Origin of the sequence: Neobacillus sp. GCM10027624 (assembly GCF_042675345.1) — a bacterium.
GTDB lineage: Bacteria > Bacillota > Bacilli > Bacillales > Cytobacillaceae > Neobacillus > Neobacillus cucumis_D.
Genome location: NZ_JBHTHD010000011.1, coordinates 812,312 through 831,194, shown reverse-complemented (window position 1 = coordinate 831,194; position 18,883 = coordinate 812,312). Strand labels below are relative to the sequence as shown.

Genomic DNA, 18,883 nt, shown 5'->3' with positions numbered 1-18,883 from the left:
TTTATAATTTCTCTCTATGGAGAGCAAATAAAGAGGTCATCCACAAAGGACATAGTTATTTTGAAGCAAATAAAATAATCGCCAACTAAAAAATTAACATTTACCCCTCTCCTAATTTGTTTCTAAATGCAAAAAAGAGCCAGTTATTCCAAAAATAGGCTCTTAAAAACATACAAAAAAGCCCGTCAACCAAAGGGCATAAATACCCCTTGGTGACAGGCTCCTCCATACGTGCAATATATAATTAATATCATTTTAACAAACTTTATAGTATTTTTCAATACCGATTTTCTAATCCCATTTCTTTATTTTGTTGATTATTTTTTCCTTCAGCACCATTAAAAAGGTGGTTTCACCCTTTTGGATTTTTTGTTTGTTCCATTCATTGGTGCTGGCAACGGTAATGAGGATAAGTCCTGCAACCAGCAGATATCCCCACCAAGGCATATTCCCCCAATAGGGTCTAGTTTGTAAAAAAACATTTAAAAGCAACACTCCAGAGCCAATAAAGAAGTACGATTTAATTTGCAGGAACATTCCTGCTAACAACGAAAGCAGGGATAATGAACCTAAAATAATCGCATCGTAAATGGTTGAACTAGCCAGCCCATCTTGGATTAAAAGAATTGCAACCACACATAGGACGGCCCATTCAAGTGGTTTTGTCAGGCTTGTATAATGACCTTTTAATTTGACTCGTATTAATATCACCACGACCACTAGCGGCAATACCATTGCCTCACGGTCCCATAATGCCGGAATATTCAAATCTGTTACAACCGAGTAGTAAGGCTGCAATAAATAAAGGCTCCCTAACATCACAATCAAAACAGAATAATTTTCTGGAACCCTTTTTCGCTGCATCCGAATGGAAGCAGAGATAAGCAATCCCGGAAGTGCATCTGTCCAGACAGATTGATCAGTAAAATAATACATAAACGAAAAAAATAAAAATGCAATAACCGTGTATCCATCTAGCTTTATTTCCTGTGGTTGGTTTCCAAGCTCAATAAATTGTTTATAGATCAATTGACCAACCAGAACCAATAATATGCCTATTCCTCCAGAAAGGAGCATCTTTTCAACCGGAACCAAAGTGTCCAAAAAGGAAACTTCAACGGTTGCAATAAAAGCAATAAATAGCGGAAGAACTACAAATTGATCCCATTTAATCTTGTGTAATAAAACCAATACAGCAATCGTATAGAAACAAGTAGTTAAATATGGACCCCACCCGAACGGATAAGCATTCAGTGTACAGCAAAGCCCCAATAAAGAGAAAGGTACGAGATAATATACCGTTCGTTTTTTGTATATTGGGTCAGCCACCAGCCAAAATAAAGCGAGCACGATACTTGTAATTGGGAATTCGTAGTACCGTTTCAGCGAATCAAATAGATGGTCCATACCAAGTGAAGTAACACAAAAAACGCTGGTAAAACATCCATAGAGAAAAAGCTTTATCTTCCACTCGTCCCCTGCCTGCCTTGCGCTTATGGCATAGACAATAATAGCAATGACAAAACTTGCCCAAGCCGTATCGCGATCAAACAACCACGTAAACCCAAGTACTGCCGGGGAAAGGATATGGCCAATCCATGCAAAGGCAGATGATAGATTTTGATCTTTAATTCGCCATAGATAACTAATGAATAGCAATACAACAGCACTCATACTCGCAATCAATGATTTCGTCATATGATTAAATTCAATTTTCAAGGACAGGGCATGAATACAAGAAAAATAGGTCAATAATGTTGCCATTCCAATGAAAAACGGTACCCATTTTGTCCCGATTCTTTTGTACAAATACGAATACATCCCTACCCCAATCAGGAGGACAAGCGGTTGTACCCATGGTTCGTTATCTGAACTTAAATAAGATTGACCAATGGCCAATGTATAAAAAATTTGGGATAAGAATATGGAGGTATGTTCTAACCTCTTTTCTTTTACCTGTTTCCAGCCGAAACTTGACAATAAGACAAGAATTGCCCCACTGGCAAAATTAACTGTGTTCCCATAATCATTTTCATATAATACCGAATGAGCATTTATTTCACTGCCAAAGGCAATAATTGAAAGCCCAAAAGTACTTGGTAACATCCATTGTGATGCTTTTTTATAAAGCAACCTTTTCTCCGATTTTAACAGTAAATAGGCACTAGGGACGAGCAATAAAAGCATTACCCCTAACTCCCACCATTTTTGGAATACGAATGCTGCCAGAATAGCGATTCCCATAACAACTAACCCAACATCCCTTGAGCTAATTCTTACAATTTCCAAGTATGCTCCTAAATGTAAAATCCCAAATAGAATAAATAAAAGGAAACCTGTAAAATACAGTGTTAACGAAAAATGGAAATCTATTACCAAACTTAAAAAGGAGAGTGCTTCCATGATTGCCACCGTCAAGAAGACTGAACTAAAATACGGGAATATTACTCTAGAAGTGTGATGGGATAAATACGTAAAATTAGCAGCAATAATAAGATATGCAATCAAAAGCACTAGTGATGGCTCACCAGAACGCAGCAGAATCCCTTCAAGACTGATATAAATAAAGGCTAAACCCGAAACGACTGCACTCGTGACCTGGAAAACCTTATCTAGTGAAAATTCTTCTTTTATCGCTTTAGGAACAAACATAAATCCAAAGGCAGCTATAGCATAAAGTATTGGCCCAACAGACTCAAAGTTGGAATGTTCGATTAACTGATACAAACCATAGACAATCATGGCACTGAAGATAAAATGATATTCCCTCCTGCCACTGACATACATCATCGATAAGTAAATTACCGCTGTCAGCAAAAGATTGAAACCATACACGATTTGATTATCAAAGATAAACAGCATTAAGAGTGTACATATGATCAGATTAGCTTGGATATAAGGAACAAACTCACTAGTAAATAACCTTAGGTCTTTTCTGTATTTTATCGAATGATAAATAAAAATTAGAATGGCATTGAAGCCCATCAAGGCTAAATAAAATACATCAATTTCAAGCTTCAGACTTGCTAGTAAAAATGCAAACCCGGTAGTCAGCGAAATATAGGTAAACCAAACAAACAATCTTGAATCAAGTTTTTTTGCAAAGTACACATAGTTAATGATGGGGATGAAACTTCCCAGTACTCCGAGAATATATCTTCCATCACCAGTTATGGATAAATAAGGCCCCAAAAGACCGAACCAACCCAGGGACAGAATAAAAATGGGCAAAAATAAACTTCCCAGAATGATAAAGGCAAAAGCGGTTTTCTTTATATGCAAAATCTTTTCGGATAATCCTGATATCCCGAAAAATAACAATGCCACAATCCCGATTGATCCACTTTTCATCAGGCTGGACATGGATTCCCAATTGCTTGTCGCAACAAATAATCCACCAATTAATAAAAAGATCACACCAATATTAAGCAGCCATGTTATATTTCTTTCTCTGATTTCCTCTTGTGATAATACCTTTTTTATTTTTTGAGGCTTTTTAGGAACAGATTTTTGAACGGATATTTTCGTCTCTGGTTCTTTTAATTGTTCTTCAGCTTCTTTTTTGATTAAATCAAGGTGAAATCTATGATGAGCTTTCGCAACCGTTTCAACAATTGCTTCAGATAAGTACCCCTTTTCTTTTAATACATATAATTCCTGCCTGAAAATTTTTCTTCTCTCTTCCCTTAAATTTGTCTCCATTCTATCTCCCCTCAAATCATTATCTTTATATTTCTACCACATTTTCCCTCTATAGTGTAATTTTACACTATCGTTTATTTTTTTCAACAATTTCATAAAATTTTCCTTTTTATTGAGTCGGAAGTTCATCCAAACAAAAGGACTGGCAGTTACATACATTAAAGTAAGTGAATAAAGGGGGTGTAAAATTAATGAGCTACGATGGAAATAACGGTTTCGCGTTAATCGTTGTGTTGTTCATTCTTTTAATCATTGTAGGCGCTGCTTACATGGGAGGAGGTTTCTACTAAACCTCTGTATCAAACCTCTTTGTAAAACAAAACAAGCTGTGCAGTTAGCACAGCTTGTTTTTTATTTCATTTACCTTAAGTTCTTGATCAATCCACTCATCCAAACGAGTGATACTTTGTTTAGCACGTTCATACTCAATTTTTCGGTAGTGGTGCATTCCGCCCGTTTCCTCGTCTTTTTCGTCGGCCCATTTGACAATTTGCTGTAAAGGGGTACGGACAATATCGTTTGATGGTAAAAAGGAATCTGTATGAAAAAGTATTGCAAGAGCAATCGTTTTAGCCTTAACTGGATTTTCTCCTAAGCGAATTAACAGTTTGTGAGCACGTTCAGCCCCTTTTATGGGATGGATATCATTTAGCTTGTACAATTCATAATCCCACTTCCCGTTTTTATACCAGGTATAATGCCCCATGTCATGAAGGAGGCCCGCTTTTGCGGCAATATCGACATCGATTTTATGCTCTTTCGCTAACTTAAACGCATGATAGGCAACGGCAATGGCATGGGCGAGGCCTGAGCGGTTTAAATATTTTTGGGCAATGTGGTGTTCAAATATATTTAATAACGTTACATCTCTCATATGGTTTTCCCCCATCCATTGTAGATTTTTTTATCATACATTATATGACAAACTTGTCTTTAATGCTATTTTTTCATGTAAAAAAGGGAATTCAAATTAATGAATTCCCTTTTTTATTTATTATAAGGCTCTCTTAAACTTAGTTGTTGATTTCCGCTCCAGGCACAAGCGGTTCGTGGGCGTTCCGGGGAGCCTCCTCGTCGCTTCGCTCCTGTGGGGTCTCCCCTGTCCCGTACTCCCACAGGAGTCTTCGTGCCTTCCGCTCCAATCAACGTTGTTCAAAAATTAAAATTCTCCTTTAACACAGCCTATTATAAAAATATTACCGTTTAGATTTCCGGTATCCAGCTTGCTCTGCATCTTGTTCTGAGCAAAACCAGACAATATTGTCCTTTACTGTGTCATAATAGGCTGCATCAGGAACATGATAAATATGAGAGTTGGCATTTCCTTTTATTTTCCCTTTACAATTTAGGTTTGTTTCCTTGTCATCACTTGGATTATTTTGATAATTGCTTCCCGAGGAAGGTGATTTTGAATTAGTAGATTTTGTAGTTGATTGGCCCAAAGCTCCTTTTACCACTTCTTCATGATACCCATCTTCTTCAGCATAATTTTCAATTGACCAAATGCCGATCCCCTTTTTCTGCGCCTTTTTTTGAATCGCATAGAATTGATCGACATATTTTGTATTCGGTGCATAAATATAGGCAACCCGTGCCAAACCCTTTTCTAAAAGCATTTCATTAAACATTTTTCCATCGACATAAATATAGGCGAGTAGACGCCCATATTTATCACGCCCATCCCCGATACCAGTTTCGACTTGTACCTTCTTTCCAACAGGGAGAATTTTTTTGGTATAAGCGGATGCTTCCGGCCCAAACGGCTGAACACCTAAACGAGGATGGTGAGTTTCAGGAGTATCCACACAAAGCATTCTCACCTTTTCCTCACGGCCATTTAATTTAATAACAACCGTATCCCCATCGACATTTTTAACGATTGTTGCCGGAAGTAACTTTTTATCGGTTTGCTGGCTGCTCTCTATTGATTGATTTTCACTTTCATCATCATTTGTAACTGAAGCATGCTGTTGTGGGTGATTTGTATTTGCATTTGTATTTGTACTGTCGCTCGTAGAACAGCCTGAAATCATCATTGTAAAAAGGAAAATAAGGGATACCATGCCAAATCTTTTTCTCATTTATACTCTCTCCTTTAACTTCAAAAAAAGAGAGAAGAACCAAATGTTCTTCTCCCATTACCTAATTAAGGCGTTTCGGTTCCTGTTGCTTTGGCGGTTCCTTTTGGCCCTAAATATTCATAATCATCCGGATTAATCGGTGTATATCCTTCAGGCTTATAGAATCTTAATAGGTCCTTATAAACCACTTCGTCAGACATTTGAAGTTCTGTTTTTACTTTTTCATCAATGTCCTTACATGAGCTGTTATCCGCCAACAATTCCTCTGTATTGGTTGAATAACACTTATCACTTACTTGTATCACTTTAGGAGAAACATAATCACCATTTCTAAATAATGCCCAGTTCCGGTGATCCTTTGATAATAAATCAGAACCAAACTCCATGTAATCCTTCGTATCCACACCTAATAAATGAAGAAGCGTTGGGCGTACGTCGACTTCACCACCGTATTGATGCTGAACCCCGCCTTTTACACCAGGCACATGGATATATAATGGAACCTCTTGTAGTTTTGCGTTCAATGCAGGTGTAATCTTATCAACACCAAGAACCTTTGCCATTGCCTCATTATGGTTTTCAGAAATACCATAGTGATCCCCATAAAGGACAATAACAGTTTTATCATAAAGTCCATCTTTCTTTAAGTCATTAAAGAATTGTTCCAATGCTTGGTCCATATAATGGGCAGATTGGAAATATTGGTTTACCACTGTATCACCGTAATCCCCAGCTGGGAAATCGGTATCCTGCGGATCCATTTCAAACGGGAAGTGGTTGGACAACGAAATAAACTTTGTATAAAAAGGCTGTTTTAAGCTTTCAAGCATTGGCATGGATTCCTTAAAGAACGGTTTATCCTTCATCCCATAGTTTTTAGTATTTTCATCTGACATATCATAATATTCTGCATCGAAGAATTGATCATAGCCTAATGCTTTATACATAACATTTCGATTCCAGAATGTCTTGTAGTTACCATGGAACACAGCTGAATTATAGCCAAGACCCTTTAAAATTGCCGGGCTTGCTTGATAGGTATTTTGTGCTTTATTCACGAAAACCGCACCCTGTGACATTGGATATAATGAGTTTTCCATTAAGAATTCAGCATCCGAAGTTTTACCCTGTCCAGTTTGATGATAGAAATTATCAAAATAGAATGTTTTTCCATCATGTGCTAATGAATTTAAGAATGGTGTAACCTCTTGGCCATTTGGCATTTTATAATCAATCATAAAGTTCTGGAATGATTCAAGCGAGACGTAAATCACATTCATTCCTTTTGCCTTGCCAAAATACTTTGGATTTGGTTTTGCATAGTTCGCTTTGCGATAGTTTTCAACATCGGTAATATCACTGCTGTCAGCAAGTGCACGCTGACTGGATGATTTAATATTTTGAATCATGTCATAAATTGTAAAGTTATATGCCCCAAGATATTTAACTAAATAGTTTCTGTCAAAAGAACGTGATAATAATTGCGGGCGATCCTTTTCTGCCAAACCAAGATTAAAAAGAAAAACAGTAATTGAAAATAAAAGAACGATCTTGAATGATTTCCTTGTTTGAACCGTAACCTTTTTAAATATTGTTAATGCAAGAATAATTAGAATAATAAAGTCTGAAAAATAAAAAATATCTAATGGTGACATTAAAGAAACCGCGCTATCACCAAGCTGTCCTGCATTCGTCTTCGTTTGCATAATAACAGGAATGGTGATGAAATCATTAAAAAATCGGTAATATGCAATATTTGCATACAACAGGAACGACAATAAGAAATTTATGATAATCATCACAAGCTTCACATGCTTTTTAAAAAGCAAAGCGATACCGAAAAATAGTAATGCTGAGCTTAATGGATTAATGAACAATAAGAATTTCTGCAGGTTATTATCAATTCCTAATTTAAATTCAATTTGGTAGGCTGCATATGTTTTAATCCAAAACAATACAACAGCAATTGCAAAAAAAGTAATATGGTTATTATTTTTTAATGTTTTGGGAAGATTAATCTTTTTCATCTAAATTCTCCTCTCACTTACCAATAAAAAACTTCGGTAAACGAACCTCAATTACTATAACACATTTTCTTTAAAAATAAAAACATAAATAATCCCAGTTTACGCATCCTTTAGGACAAAATTTTTCGTCAATTTTCTCACTTTTTCATTAAACTTTTATTACTAATATCATGGTTCAGTTCTTTAATTAGTCATGAAATTCACTTTTTTATTCTTATGCCGATGACTAGTGGGACATGACTATTTTTCCGGCCTCAATTATATAAGACGAATAAAAACCTTTTTAGTTTCACTGCTTATTTAATTTTTTACCGATGAGTTTATTTTTAGCTATCTTAATCGTGAATGTAGTTAGACGCAATAAGCATTTGGTCTTATCTTTAAAATAATGACCTATGGCTTGAATAGTGGAATGCGGTTATGAAAAGGATAAATTTAAATAGAAGGAAAGAGGAGATAAAAAATATGCCGAGAATAAGACCGGAGTTTACAAAAAGCCCTTATTTTGTAGATGAGCCTGGGAATTGGCACCTAAAACCTGGCGCACCAGAGGAGCTACAAGAAGAATTTGAACAATATATGGCATCGCTAAGAGACACAGATGAGGATGGGGCATTTAATGGCATTCATATATCCTATCCTTATAATCGAGGAAGGGATCAATACTGATCCTTCCTCTTTTTCCTAAATTAAACGAATTTCTTCTATTATATAATAGAGAGCGTTTACATTATTCATTGAATAAAAGGACATGTACTAACCAAAAATAAAATGAAAAACTGTTTTAGGAGTGAAGGAAATGAATGTAAATCGTGTAAAACAAATTTTATCTTCATCAGCTGATATTGAAGTAAAATACAATGGTGCATCCGTCTGGATTGACCAATTAAACGAAGATGGAAGGACCGCAACCGTTCATTTACGGGGACCACTTGAAGAGCGTTCTACTGTTGAAATTCATGAGTTAATCGAGGAATAATCATTTAACCACCTATTTTTTCAAATGGGTGGTTTTTTTAAAATAAATAAGACAGGAAGTTTTCCTGTCTTATACCATATCTTCGTTTTCTCTTTCTATTTCACTAGGCTGGGGTTGTTCATTTTGAACGATGCTTCCGAGTACTTCTCTGTCCATCTTGCCGGCATCCTTACCGGCCCCGGGTGCGATATGAGACATTGGCAGTTGTTCTAATTCTTTACCTCTTGGCAACTTTCTTCACTCCTTTTTCTTAGAGTGTGCATTTCCAATAGGTTTTACTCCCCAGTCTTCGCTATTGCATGTTTGGCAAGAAGCTGAATCGTCATATCATCCATAGGCGGATTGTGAAGGCCGGCTCTCACATCACGATAATAACGCTGCAATGGGTTTTTTAATGAAAGGCTCTTAGCCCCGACAATTCTCATTGCAAGATCGACAATGTTTATGGCCGAATTCGTAATGGTCATTTTAACTGCACCTAACACCGGCCCCATCTGATTCCGCTCTTGAACACCTGAAGAATCCCATTGTTTAGCCACCGAATATAAAAAGTACTCAGCCTCCATGATCCGCCATTCAATTTCACCAATTTTTTGCTTGACGTTCGGTAAATCGATAATCGCTCCCTTTATACTACTTGGGGAATACTCTTTGGCAAATTGAATACAATAGTTTTTTGCCGCTTTGGCAATCCCAAGATAACAGGCCGGAATATGGAGAAGCCAGCCGCTTGGTTTTTTCCCCTCTACTCCAAGCTGTTCAACAAAGAATTCGTCAGGCACTTTCACATTTTTAAGTATTAAATCATGGCTTCCCGTACCCCGTAAGGCAATACTATCCCATGTTTCTTCAATGGAAACCCCTTCTGAAGGACGGGTAATAAGAAAATTTCCAACCCTATCTGTTTCTTTGATTGCTGCACTGACAATAAAATAATCAAGCACAGGAGACATGGTAGTAAACGTCTTTCTGCCATTAATTATCCAGCTGTCGCCCTGTTTTTCCGCTACAGTTTCCGGTCTGCCACCTCGCGTCGGACTTCCGGTACTTGGTTCTGTCGCAGCACTGTTAATTAATGCCCCCTTTTTAACTTCCTCACACAGCATTTTAAAGACCGATTCTTTCCAATTATCTTTTTCTCCGAGATTCATCATGATTCCCATATGCCAGCCAATCGAAAGTGCCGTGGCCCCATCACCTTCTGCCATCTTTTCCTGCAGGCGTAGTAATTCATATAAAGAAATTCCTTTACCACCATTCTTTTTAGGAACAGTTAAGGCAGTATATCCTGTATTTTTCAGATCATCCATATTTGCAAACGGAAAACTTCCCTCGATATCCACTTGATGTGCACGTAATGAAAATTGCTTGGCTATGGTACTCATGATTTCGAGACGTTCTTCAACTGAATTTTTTTCTAAAAAACTCATCTAATCCTCTCCAATTCATAAAAACCATCCAAACATTTAAGGATGGTTTTACTATCTGTCTGTCTATTCTATATTCGAAAATTGTTCCAAATCACTATTTTCCCCGATTACGACGAGAACATCGCCACTCGCAATTTTCTTATCAGGAGATGGGGTAATATTGATTTCATTCCCATGTCGAATGGCTATCACTGTTAGATTAAACTTCGCCCTGAGGTCAAGTTCCCTTAATGTTTGTTCCGTCATTTTTTCAGGGATTTTCACTTCCTCCACACTATAATCCTTTGAAATTTCAATGAAATTTAGAACATTTGGAGAAAGAAGCTGATGCGCCACCCTGATTCCCATATCTCTTTCCGGATATACCACCCAATCAGCCCCAACTTTTTTAAGAACTTGACCATGTAATTTATTAAGTGCTTTGGCAATTACTTTTTTAACCCCAAGTTCTTTTAATAGCAGGACACTAAGGATGCTTGCTTGAATGTCATTTCCAATTGCCACTATGACGTTGTCAAAATTACGGATTCCGATTGATTTTAACGCCTCGGCATCCGTCGAATCGGCAATTAATGCGTGTGTCGTATATGGATGAGCGTCATCCACCCGCTCCTCATTAACGTCCACGCCAAGAACCTCTTTACCTGATTCGAATAATTTCGTTGCAATACTAAGGCCAAATCTTCCTAATCCAATCACTGCATATTGTTCTGTCATGGAAATCAACCTCCTGCTGTTAGATTTAACCAATCATAATTTTCCCTTTAGGGTATCGGAACGCATCCGGATTTCTTCTCATTGTCACTGCAAAAGCAATCGTTAATGGCCCAACTCTGCCGGCAAACATCGTAAAAATTATCAATCCCTTACCAACATGAGACAGCTCTGGGGTTAATCCCATTGAAAGTCCTACAGTAGCAAATGCTGACGTTGCTTCAAATAGGATCATTAAAAAGTCTTTGCCACTTTCGGTAATGGTCAAAAGCATCGTAATCACTACAACCAGAAATAATCCGCTAAATGCGACGGTTATCGCTTTATAGATCGTTTCATAAACAATCCGCTGGCGGTAAAAAATAACATCTTCCTTCCCTCGGATTTGGGACCAAACCGCACCGATAAGAGTGGTAAAGGTAGTGGTTTTAATACCGCCCCCTGTGGAACCCGGTGAAGCACCAATAAACATTAAGATAATGATTAAAAATAATGAAGGGTGAGTCATATCACCAATACTGATGGTATTAGCCCCCGCTGTTCTCGCTGTAACCGATTGAAACAATGCACCAAGAAATTTCCCTAAAAAGGATAATGGTTTTAATGTTTTTTCATTTGCATACTCAAATGAAAAAACACCAATTGTTCCAACCACTAATAAAAATAAACTTGTCATCAGGACGACCTTTGTATGTAAAGATAACCGTTTAGAAACTCGAAATTCGTAAATCTCATTCATAACAATAAAGCCAATCCCGCCTAATGTAATTAAAGAGCATATGGTAAGTACAACGGTCGGATCATCTACATAACTTGTCAGGCTATGAAACTCCCCCATTAAATCAAAGCCGGCATTATTAAAATTGGAAATCGAATGAAAAATACCAAAATAAATGGCTTTTCCAAGCGGCATATCTAAAGAAAAACGCAGTGTAAGTAAAATCGCCCCTGCCAATTCGATTACCGCCGTAAAAATTAAAATTCGTCTTGCTAACCTTACGATTCCTTCCATTGAAAGGTTATTCAGCGATTCTTGAAGTAGGATTCTTTCTTTTAATGAGATTCTTTTTCCAATCAGAAAGGCAAAGAGAGTAGCAAATGTCATGAACCCTAACCCACCGATTTGAATCATGAATAAAATGACCAGCTGGCCGAAGATTGTAAAGGTGGTGCCTGTATCTACAACAACAAGTCCAGTTACACAAGTGGCAGAAGTTGCGGTAAATAAGGCATTAAGAAAAGATAACCCTTGTCCATTTGTTGTTGAGATTGGCATTGTTAATAGTAAAGCACCAATTAATATAATCAGCGCGAATCCCAGGACCAGTATTTTTGGAGGGTCAAGATAAAATTTTTTTCGCTGCATAGTTTTCTCCTAACCTAATATGGTGTCTATAATAAATATCTAACATAAATATAAATCATTGAAATAAAAATGGATAATAACATGAGAGGAAAGCCGACCTTTAAATATTTCATAAATGTTATATGGTATCCTTCCTTCGATGCGATTCCAGCTACCACCAAATTAGCACTGGCACCAATAAGGGTTCCATTTCCACCTAAACATGCTCCAAGAGAAAGACTCCACCATAATGGATCCAAATTGGTTATACCCAATTTCCCCATTTCTTTAATCATCGGAATCATGGTCGCAACAAACGGAATATTATCAACAAATGCCGAGATAATCGCACTCATCCAAAGAATTAAAATCGTGGTTGCCTTTGGTTCTCCCCCTGTAAGTGCAATTGCTTTTTTAGCAACTGCAGCAACAAGACCTGTTTCAACCAAACCTCCAACAATGACAAATAAACCAATAAAAAAGAAAAGGGTTGTCCATTCTACTTTTTCCAATACCGTAACTAAATATTTGTCCCCAGTCAGTAAAAGCAAGATAAAAGCCCCGATTAAGGCAATTGTCGCCGTCTCAATATGTATAATTTGATGAGCAAAAAAGCCGCCCAATGTAAGGGCAATGACAAATATACATTTTGCTAGTAAATCATAATCCTTCAATTCCTGTTTCGCATTTTTACCTAATAGATGATTCTTTAATTCATTTGTTGATTTTAGTTGTTTCTTATATATTAACGTAAATATAAAAATGGTAACAACTAAGATGATGATGTTAATCAATGCTAGATTATTGATAAATGTCATAAAATCTAATGATTTTACCGCACTTCCAATCATCAGGTTTGGAGGATCCCCAATCATGGTCGCAGTTCCACCGATATTGGATGCGAATATTTCTGACATTAAAAATGGAATGGGGTGTACCTTTAGCTGATGAGTAATACTTAAGGTAACCGGAACAACGAGAAGAACCGTTGTTACATTATCAAGAAATGCAGAAGCTACAGCAGTAAAAAAACTCAATACAATTAAAATCCGAACCGGTTCCCCCTTTACCTTCTGGGCGGCCCATACAGCAATAAATTCAAAAACACCTGTTTGTGAAGTGATTCCGACAATAATCATCATACCAACCAAGAGACCAATTGTATTAAAGTCAATATGATGAACCGCCGACTTCTGATCTAGTATCCCAAAAGCAACCATCAAAAGACCGCCCAGCATAGCAATCGTCGTCCGATGAATTTTTTCCGAAATAATTGTCGCATATGTAAATAAAAAAATAATCAAGGCAATCCACTCTTGTGATCCCATGCTCCTACTCCCCTTATATATAATAGATACAGAAAAAAATATACTACTCTCATTTATATATGTAAATATTTATTATCTTTTAATAACTCTGATTTTAGGAATTTCAATAAAATATAATTAAAAACTTCGTAAGTGTTAAAAATAAAACTAACAATGAAAGTTTTGTGTCAAACCTCACTGTTTATTCTCCAAAAATCAATTATAATAACAAAAGGAAAATTTCCCCACAAAAAGAATGATTAATTTCTAATGAGGGGAACCTATTCATTTTATAATGAATCATTATTAAGGGGGATTTGAATGAATCAAGGACCAAAACAACTCTTTGTTCAAACCGGAAGCCTTGTTGCCGGTTTTATGGTTTGGGTACTTATTTCTTCACTTATGCCATTTATTAAAGCAGATATTAACTTATCTACAACCCAAATTGCCTGGGCCACTGCTGTTCCGGTCATCCTTGGATCACTACTAAGGGTTCCAATTGGTTTTTGGACGAATCGATTTGGTGCAAGAGCCTTATTTACCATTTGTTTTCTTGTTCTGCTGATCCCTATCGCGGTCCTTAGCTTCGCCAATTCATTTGCCATGCTCATATTGGGAGGGTTTTTACTGGGGATTGGCGGCGCGCTATTTTCTATCGGTGTAACTTCATTACCGAAGTATTATGAGAAAAAAAAGCATGGATTTATTAACGGGATCTATGGTGCCGGAAATATCGGGACAGCTATCACCTCTTTTTCCGCTCCTGTTCTTGCAACTGCGTACGGTTGGAGAAGCACGATTAAAGTCTTTCTAATTGTTGTCTTGGTTTTTGCTGTCATTAATTTCTTATTAGGTGACCGAAAAGAGCGAAAAGTGAATAACTCCTTTTCCGTGGTCATTAAAGAGGTTTATCGGAACCCAAAACTATGGCTGCTAAGTTTATTTTATTTCATCACATTTGGGTCATTTGTTGCTTTTACAATTTATTTGCCGTCCTTTTTAGTCAATCACTTTGAATTAGAGAAGGTAGATGCGGGTCTCCGGACAGCAGGTTTTATTGCTATTGCCACTCTTTTTAGACCTGTTGGCGGCTGGCTCAGTGATAAGCTGAATCCTTTGTTAATCTTAATGTTTGTTTTCTTTTGGCTTACCTTTGCGGGTTTTCTCTTGTCTTTTACCCCATCCTTGCCGATTTATTCCTTTGGCTGCCTATTAGTAGCATTTTGTGCAGGGATTGGCAATGGTGCCATTTTTAAGCTTGTCCCATTGTTCTTTTCAAAGCAGGCAGGTGTGGTAAATGGTATTGTATCCGCAATGGGTGGACTCGGCGGATTTTTCCCGCCATTAATTTTAACTATCCTATTTAACTGGACCGGGCATTACGCGATCGGCTTTATGTCTTTGTCGGAAATTTCATTATCAAGCTTCGTTTTAGTTGTCTGGCTTTACTATCAGGATAAACTTGATATTTCGAATAAAATTGTCAATCATGCCGTCGATGGCATCGTGGTAACTGATCCGAATGGAATTATCCAAAAAATAAATCCGGCATTTACAAAAATCACCGGTTACCGTCAAGAAGAGGTAGTTGGAAAGACACCAAGCGTTCTCCAGTCAGGAGAACACAATAATGATTTTTATAAAAGTATGTGGAATCAGTTGAGAGAAGAAGGATTTTGGGAAGGTCATATTTGGAATAAACGTAAAAATCAAGAACTCTATAAGGAATGGTTAACTATTACAGCCATTAAGGATGAAGCAGGCCAAACAAAAAACTTTGTTGGGATGTTCAGTGAAGAACGCGAAGAAGAAGAAAAAAAATAAAGAGGGATCGACAGCTTTCCAATCGGAAGGCTGTTTTTTTTGCTCATTTTTTATTTAATAAAATGGCTTTTTGACAACTTTTTGACTTTGAACCTATGTTCACATTTCCTTCACTATTTTTGTGACGTACGTCACAAATTTCATGTTACCATCTGTTTTATAGTTTCAATATAAACAACAGACATTCAAAAAATATAAATTTAGAATTTAGGAGGAGTCAATAATGGCACGAATTAATTATTGGAATCCAGAGGACGAAAAATTTTGGAAAACAGAAGGAAGGAAACACGCACAAAGAAATCTATGGATCTCAGTACCATCTCTAATGCTAGCTTTCATCGTTTGGCAAATCTGGTCAGTGGTTGCCGTGAGACTAAACGATATTGGCTTCCATTATACAGAAGAACAACTATTTACACTTGCTGCTATCCCAGGACTTGTCGGAGCAACACTTCGCTTTGTTTATACCTTTGCAGTTGGTACATTCGGTGGAAAGAACTGGACAGTTATTTCCACTGCGATTTTAGCAATCCCTGCCATCGGAATTGGTTTTGCAGTACAAAATCCCGACACACCATTTTCAATAATGCTTTTGTTGGCTGCTCTTTGTGGTCTTGGCGGCGGTAACTTTTCATCATCTTCAGCGAATATCAGCTTTTTCTTTCCGAAAAAAGAAAAAGGTACAGCACTTGGTATTAATGGCGGTTTAGGAAATATGGGCGTTTCCGTTGTACAATTTGTAACACCATTGATTATTACTTCCAGCACCTTCGCATTTGTTGGAGGCAAACAAGTATTATCTACTGGTCAACATGTTTGGTTACAAAATGCTGCATTTATCTGGGTAATCCCTATTGTTATTGTTACATTACTTGCACTATTTAAAATGGATAACGTACCAAATGCAAAACAATCTGTTGCAGATCAATTTGTGATTGTGAAACGTAAGCATACTTGGATTTTGACCATCCTTTATATTGCAACATTTGGTTCCTTTATTGGGTATTCAGCGGCATTTCCGCTTCTATTAAAATCTCAATTTCCTGAGCACCTCTCTCTTGCCTTCCTTGGTGCTTTAGTGGCAGCGGCAGCAAGGCCTGTTGGCGGCTGGTTGGCTGATAAGTTTGGCGGTGCGAAGGTAACCGCGTATGTATTTGTGGTTATGGCAATTGGAGCTTTCGGTGTTATTTATTTCTTAAATGATAAGCAATTTGCTGGTTTCTTGGTAGCATTCCTGGTTCTTTTCTTAGCATCTGGTATTGGCTCTGGATCAACGTTCCAAATGATTCCGAATATCTTTGTTCCAAAAGAAGCAGCACCAGTAATTGGGTTTTCAGCAGCATTTGCTGCCTATGGTTCTTTCTTCATTCCAAAACTATTCGGCTGGTCTATTAATACTACAGGTTCATATGTAACTGCATTTTACTTCTTTATAGGTTTCTATGTAATTAGTTTTGGTCTTAACTGGTTCTTCTATCAAAGAAAATCAACAGCAGCTAAAACATTGGCAAAACAAGTCGGATAATCCGGCTTGTTTTTTTTAATTAAAACCTATATTAAAGTATTGGCATGCTAATGGGCCTGTTGCTTTCCGCTCCAATCAACAAGGAGCAAATGAACCTAAGAAAGCCACACACCTTATCCAATCAGGCTCTAGTCCCGTGGTCAAGGGACAATTTGTCAATCAAGGGAAGAAGGTGTTCATCGGAGCTAATTCATTAATAGAAACAAATTAATATTCACGTTGGATATACCTTTTGGCTTAAACTGTTTTTGCCAAGTTATAATATCAAAAAGTTGATGGTAAAGGATGTCCAGAATTTCTAGATATTTTGACCAAACTAATATATTTGTTTAAAGCATTTATTGTCTAAGTATTGGCAGTATACATTTTTCCGAAGTTGTTGTTATAACAAGCTTTCAGTTTAGCATAAGAAGGATTTTGGATTTTTTTACTGAATATTTTATTATAAACATTTTGCGTTGTAAAAGAAAATTAATGAATGAGGATTAAGAAATGAATTTTCGTATAATTGATATTGAGAAAGACAAGGATTTACTTATTAAGTTTAGGAAGGATACTTATATCCAAAGTTTTGGTACAGAAGAAGGTTTTGATGAAATAACATATTTAAACCGAATGGAAGAAAGGATTAATCAATGCCCTAGTGGTCAGTTAATTGTCGAAGAAGATAATACTTCAATAGGACAATTAGGACTTGGTATCGTTAATTATTGTGGAACACAAATTGGATATATAAATCTAATCTACCTGATATCTGAATATCGCGGAAAAGAACTTGGAAAAGATTTAATTTGGTATGCAGAAAACTTTTTCAGGAATATGAATGTTTCTGAGTATCATTTAAGGGTATCTCCAACAAACGAAAGGGCAATTCGATTATATACCAATTTTGGAATGGTCAAATTGAGGGAAGAGAATGAAGAACACCCAGTATTGAGGTTGAGGAAAATTTTGAGTAGTAACACTTAATCATTAAATTCTCCAATTATCTTATAATTAATTTGGAGTTGAATGTCTTTATTGAATACATCTGTTGATTGGAGCGGAAGGCGCGAAGACTCCTGCGGGAGTACGGGGCTGGGGAGACCCCGCAGGAGCGAAGCGACGAGGAGGCTCCCCGGCACGCCCGCGGAAAGCGAAGCACCTGGAGCGGAAAGCAACATGCCCATTAGCATAGACAATCTTTTAAAAATACATTAACACGGTGAATTGATAGAGAGAGTGAATAAAATAAAAGGCTATCGAAAATTTTTTTTCGATAGCCTGACTGCCGTTGTCGGCAGTTTTAGTTTATAATCGTAACATTTACATGTTTTCTTCCCCAATTGACTGCTTTTGTTTTCGATGGGATAAACACATCGATATGATGACCTTTAATGGCTCCGCCTGTATCTCCGGCAACAGCATATCCATACCCTTCTACGTAAACCTTTGAACCTAAAGGAATAACTTTCGGGTCAACTGAAATAACCTTTGCTTTTGGATTTGCTTTAAGATTAATCCCTGTCGCAGTAATTCCGGAACAACCTTTACATTTTGCAGTGTAGGCAGTTGCTTTCACTGTAATTACTTTTGATTTTTTTACAGCCCTTTTTTTCTTCACATGCTTCTTTTTTGATACATACTTTTTCTTTTTCACATGTTTAGAAGCTTTTTTATTTGAATCTATAGTGAGTTTTTCTCCTGGATGAATCAAACTAGAAGACAGATGATTTTTCTTTTTAATTTTATGTACAGTGGTTTTATGTACTTTAGCAATATCCCAAAGGGTATCTCCCTTTTTTACTGTAATCTCAGCGGCATCAACATTAGCACCTATAGTCCCTGAGAGTGCAGCTACTGCGAATAATGCTATTATTTTTTTAAACATTTTTTTACCCCCCATGTTCTTTCGTTCGCTAACTAGTACCATGATACCATGGAATTTTCTTATACAAAGAACAGGG

General features: G+C 37.0%; 16 protein-coding genes. 6 read left to right on the top strand and 10 right to left on the bottom strand.

All coding sequences use genetic code 11. The features are described from left to right. Window positions 1-291: 291 nt before the first annotated feature. Window positions 292-3,702: a hypothetical protein gene (locus tag ACFQZ9_RS20575; protein WP_498945136.1), complete on the bottom strand. Its 3,411-nt coding sequence runs from the start codon at window positions 3,700-3,702 to the stop codon at window positions 292-294. Window positions 3,703-3,893: 191 nt separating this feature from the next. On the opposite strand from ACFQZ9_RS20575, the gene ACFQZ9_RS20570 reads away from it, so the two are divergent. After that, entirely contained in the window at window positions 3,894-3,992 is a 99-nt protein-coding gene (locus tag ACFQZ9_RS20570) for a YjcZ family sporulation protein (protein WP_498945135.1), read from the top strand. A gap of 44 nt (window positions 3,993-4,036) precedes the next feature. On the opposite strand, the gene ACFQZ9_RS20565 is transcribed toward ACFQZ9_RS20570, so the two are convergent. The 3 genes from ACFQZ9_RS20565 to ltaS form a co-directional block, all read right to left on the bottom strand. Beyond that, a complete protein-coding gene (locus ACFQZ9_RS20565) occupies window positions 4,037-4,576 on the bottom strand; it encodes an HD domain-containing protein (RefSeq protein ID WP_498945134.1) in 540 nt (179 codons plus the stop codon). Between the two features lie 322 nt (window positions 4,577-4,898). Continuing rightward, on the bottom strand, window positions 4,899-5,783 hold the full coding sequence (locus ACFQZ9_RS20560; protein ID WP_498945133.1) for a thermonuclease family protein: 885 nt from the start codon (window positions 5,781-5,783) through the stop codon (window positions 4,899-4,901). 65 nt (window positions 5,784-5,848) lie between these two features. Further along, a complete protein-coding gene (gene ltaS / locus ACFQZ9_RS20555) occupies window positions 5,849-7,810 on the bottom strand; it encodes an LTA synthase family protein (RefSeq protein ID WP_498945132.1) in 1,962 nt (653 codons plus the stop codon). Window positions 7,811-8,275: 465 nt separating this feature from the next. Here ltaS and ACFQZ9_RS20550 point away from each other — a divergent pair, with 465 nt between their 5' ends. Then, window positions 8,276-8,479 carry a hypothetical protein gene (locus ACFQZ9_RS20550; protein ID WP_198308829.1) on the top strand — a complete coding sequence of 68 codons (204 nt, stop codon included), beginning with the start codon at window positions 8,276-8,278 and terminating at the stop codon, window positions 8,477-8,479. A gap of 130 nt (window positions 8,480-8,609) precedes the next feature. Continuing rightward, window positions 8,610-8,789 (top strand): H-type small acid-soluble spore protein, encoded by a 180-nt coding sequence (locus tag ACFQZ9_RS20545; protein ID WP_026576515.1) that lies wholly within the window; start codon window positions 8,610-8,612, stop codon window positions 8,787-8,789. A gap of 69 nt (window positions 8,790-8,858) precedes the next feature. Here ACFQZ9_RS20545 and ACFQZ9_RS20540 read toward each other — a convergent pair whose 3' ends face one another. The 5 genes from ACFQZ9_RS20540 to ACFQZ9_RS20520 all read right to left on the bottom strand — a co-directional run bounded on the left by ACFQZ9_RS20540 (window position 8,859) and on the right by ACFQZ9_RS20520 (window position 13,606). After that, window positions 8,859-9,020 (bottom strand): hypothetical protein, encoded by a 162-nt coding sequence (locus ACFQZ9_RS20540; protein ID WP_026576516.1) that lies wholly within the window; start codon window positions 9,018-9,020, stop codon window positions 8,859-8,861. Between the two features lie 44 nt (window positions 9,021-9,064). Further along, window positions 9,065-10,219: an acyl-CoA dehydrogenase family protein gene (locus ACFQZ9_RS20535; RefSeq protein WP_498945131.1), complete on the bottom strand. Its 1,155-nt coding sequence runs from the start codon at window positions 10,217-10,219 to the stop codon at window positions 9,065-9,067. 63 nt (window positions 10,220-10,282) lie between these two features. After that, window positions 10,283-10,936 (bottom strand): potassium channel family protein, encoded by a 654-nt coding sequence (locus ACFQZ9_RS20530; protein ID WP_498945130.1) that lies wholly within the window; start codon window positions 10,934-10,936, stop codon window positions 10,283-10,285. Window positions 10,937-10,961: 25 nt separating this feature from the next. Further along, entirely contained in the window at window positions 10,962-12,299 is a 1,338-nt protein-coding gene (locus tag ACFQZ9_RS20525; protein WP_498945129.1) for a TrkH family potassium uptake protein, read from the bottom strand. 26 nt (window positions 12,300-12,325) lie between these two features. After that, entirely contained in the window at window positions 12,326-13,606 is a 1,281-nt protein-coding gene (locus ACFQZ9_RS20520) for an ArsB/NhaD family transporter (protein WP_198308833.1), read from the bottom strand. A gap of 300 nt (window positions 13,607-13,906) precedes the next feature. Between ACFQZ9_RS20520 and ACFQZ9_RS20515 the strand changes: the two genes are divergently transcribed. From ACFQZ9_RS20515 to ACFQZ9_RS20505, 3 genes are all read left to right on the top strand, one after another. After that, complete coding sequence (locus tag ACFQZ9_RS20515; protein WP_498945128.1) at window positions 13,907-15,412, top strand: nitrate/nitrite transporter; 1,506 nt, start codon at window positions 13,907-13,909, stop codon at window positions 15,410-15,412. A 223-nt stretch (window positions 15,413-15,635) separates the two neighbouring features. Beyond that, window positions 15,636-16,937, top strand: a complete 1,302-nt coding sequence (locus ACFQZ9_RS20510; protein WP_498945127.1) for an MFS transporter — start codon at window positions 15,636-15,638, stop codon at window positions 16,935-16,937. Window positions 16,938-17,429: 492 nt separating this feature from the next. Next, a complete protein-coding gene (locus ACFQZ9_RS20505; RefSeq protein ID WP_498945126.1) occupies window positions 17,430-17,906 on the top strand; it encodes a GNAT family N-acetyltransferase in 477 nt (158 codons plus the stop codon). A gap of 316 nt (window positions 17,907-18,222) precedes the next feature. Here ACFQZ9_RS20505 and ACFQZ9_RS20500 read toward each other — a convergent pair whose 3' ends face one another. Beyond that, window positions 18,223-18,807 carry a 3D domain-containing protein gene (locus tag ACFQZ9_RS20500; RefSeq protein WP_498945125.1) on the bottom strand — a complete coding sequence of 195 codons (585 nt, stop codon included), beginning with the start codon at window positions 18,805-18,807 and terminating at the stop codon, window positions 18,223-18,225. Window positions 18,808-18,883 lie beyond the last annotated feature (76 nt).